The 2,795-nt window shown below is 46.2% G+C and carries 2 protein-coding genes; one reads left to right on the top strand and one right to left on the bottom strand.

Features of this window, described 5'->3' with window-relative positions; all coding sequences use genetic code 11:
• Positions 1–111 precede the first annotated feature (111 nt).
• A complete protein-coding gene (gene ltrA, locus I2H39_RS28735; RefSeq protein ID WP_127820671.1) occupies positions 112–2,016 on the bottom strand; it encodes a group II intron reverse transcriptase/maturase in 1,905 nt (634 codons plus the stop codon).
• A gap of 565 nt (positions 2,017–2,581) precedes the next feature.
• On the opposite strand from ltrA, the gene I2H39_RS28980 reads away from it, so the two are divergent.
• Positions 2,582–2,795 (top strand): hypothetical protein (locus I2H39_RS28980; RefSeq protein WP_207747023.1); only part of this gene is annotated, 214 nt, incomplete at its 3' end.

Genomic DNA, 2,795 nt, shown 5'->3' with positions numbered 1-2,795 from the left:
AATAGCGATAGGTAATCCTTTGATGTTATCTCCGGATTTTCCCCCGCCCTAAACCGGGCATGAACCTTTCAGCTCACCCGGCTTGCCATCAGGAACAGATTTTATTTCATCTCAATAACTCTCAACGTGGACAAGGCTTCTTAACTTATTAAGTTTTTCTTTCTGCTTTTGGTCAAGGTTGAGGATTTCCATATACTTTCTGATAGTATCAGGGTTTGTGGCATGAATCAGATGATGTACATCTTCACATACCAATACCAGATTTTGATAATTGTCCTTGCCGCCTAAATACCGTGGCACTTTGTGATGGCAATGAATATCGCCAATAGAAAGCACTTTGCCAGATACGGCACATTTTCCCATTTGAGCCGAATACAGTGAAAGCCTGTTATCGTTGTATTCGATAGTACGGTACAGAACTGGATTCCTCATCAGGTAATGAAGAACCGTTATGTCGATTCTGTCCAGATTCTTATGGATTTCGGCTCTGCCCTCGGGCGTATAGGAATTGATTTTGCGGTTCATGGACTTTGGGGGCTTGTGCCGTATGTAGCCAATCGGGACAACTGCGTGTCCGGCTACATATCGGAGCTGTTTGCTTTTCCCATACCGTTCCCTGATAACTTTCGGAACTTCACACGGAATTTTCCTTTTTCTAACCTGTTTTGCAGTTTTAACCCGTTCTTTCAGTCTTGCCCGCAGGCTTTTATGGACAGATAAGGCGAATGGCGTAAGGTCGTCGCAGACCTTTGTGGCTAATTGATAGTAGTCATGGATTCCCATTACATAAACGTTGTAGCGGCAAATCGCCTGATATTCAGTACGTTTGCCTTGCGACGGGAACTCAATGTCGTAAATCAGCCGTTTTAAGTTTGGTTTTATTTTCGCAATAGATTTCTCTCTGATATGGCTCTCTACTACATATTTGGTGTGTCCGTTGCTCCGTTTCCCACGGGGGATAACCTTTAGCTTGAAACCGAGAAACTCTGAATACTGTTCTTTCAGGTTAATCACCTTTGATTTTTCAGGACTGATTTCAAGAGAAAGCCTTTCATGGAGCCAGCTTTTGGTTGCGTGGAATAATTTCACCGCATTTTGATAGCTGTTCGTAAATATTTTAAAATCATCAGCGTATCGGACGCAGGTAACTTCTTTCAGCCTTGTCCTCCGCAGTGCGGCGAATTTATGGCTCTTGCTCACACTTCCGTTGTAATTGACCGATTCCTTGTAAGGGAACTCCGTTGGTATTTCTTCCCATTGGCTGGCAAGCCACCAATCCAGTTCATTCAAAACTACATTGGAGAGCAGGGGGGATATAATGCCGCCCTGCGGCGTTCCGACCTCCGGGAATCCAATTCCTGCCACCTCCGCTTTTAACATAGCGGATATAATGCTAAGCAGCTTTTTATCATGGATTCCCATTGCCCAGAGCTGTTTCAGCAGTTTCCCGTGGTTCACGTTGTCGAAGAACCCCTTAATGTCTATATCTACAACATAATGGAGATTGCTTCTCTGCATATCTTTATGAACTTGGGCGATTGCGTGCTGTTGGTTCCGGTTCGGGCGGAACCCGTAGCTGTGGTCGTGGAATTTCGCCTCACATATCGGCTCCATGACCTGCAATACGCACTGTTGTATCAGCCTGTCCATAATCGTCGGTATTCCGAGCGGGCGCTTTTTCATTGGGTCATTTCCTTTCGGAATTTCTACCCGCCGGACGCTTTGTGGGACATACCAGTTTAATTTGCGCTGTACGGCGCATATAAGCTGTTCATCAGAGAGTGCTGATAATTCTGTGATTGTTTTTCCATCTGTGCCGGGCGTCGTACTCCCGTGATTCTTCTTGATGTTGCGGTATGCCAGCCGTATGTTTTCGGGTAATGCAATGATTTCAACCAAATGTTTGAAAACTTTGCCTTTATTGCTGTCGGCATACAGCTTATCTTGAATTGCCTGAAAGTCATAATACTCGGCGTGCCTTAACTTATCTTTCTTCTTTGCCTTTCCTGTTGCCATAGTCGGTTACTTATCCCCACTTTCGTTTGGATTTTCGCCTTTCTTAGTCCTACTCGAACCTATGCGTGTTTATTGAATATGATTTTGTTTCTGTTCCTGACTACAGCCCGTCCCTCCACCGCTTACTTTGTTCACGGCTTCACAGGTAGCATGGCTGCTCTTTCCTCCCGGATTAAGAACGGTTATACCGCACCTCCCATAAAAGGCGACACGATTTTCCCGCTCATTGCTTCACCGTGCGTATCCACTCCACATCCGGGGCTTTCCACGTTCCGATATTCCTATCTTTGCATAATACCCTTAACCCTGCCCTTTAGACCTGTATGCTTGATGGTGCCTGTAACACCATAGGGAATTTCATATCGACAAATCTTACTTTACCCCACATACGCCGTTTTCACGGCTATGGCATTTCTACCATATCCCGTTATAGACCTGTACATTCGGGCTTTTGTCAGCGGTAGTCAGCCGCATTCTGGACATAGGTACTTTATAGACCTCCGGCCTAACACCCCCGGCCACCTCTGGCTCGGTTTTGCTTTATCCTCAAAGGGGACAGTCGCGGGTGCAGACAGCCGACTTCAGCGTGCTGTGTCAGTCGCGGGAAATACGTCCCGTTTCTTCCAACGCAGTATCAAGGGAAGCGTTTCCGGGCGTTACCCCGTCATTCCACTTCTCGGAATATCAGTTAGAAAGGCTATTGCCTTTCCGTCACTTTTACCTCTTTGCAGGAAAATCCCACGCAGAGTTTGTATGCGACAACGTGTCGCTGCACTGTC

This window comes from Clostridium sp. 1001283B150225_161107_B6, assembly GCF_015556325.1.
Classification (GTDB): Bacteria; Bacillota; Clostridia; order Lachnospirales; family Lachnospiraceae; genus Enterocloster.
Note: the sequence above shows the minus strand (reverse complement) of the source record. Positions and strands in the feature narration are given on the sequence as shown.

Excerpts from the sequence above, each read along its gene's own strand:
- ltrA (WP_127820671.1), bottom strand. The coding sequence starts at position 2,016 with ATGGCAACAGGAAAGGCAAAGAAGAAAGATAAGTTAAGGCACGCCGAG.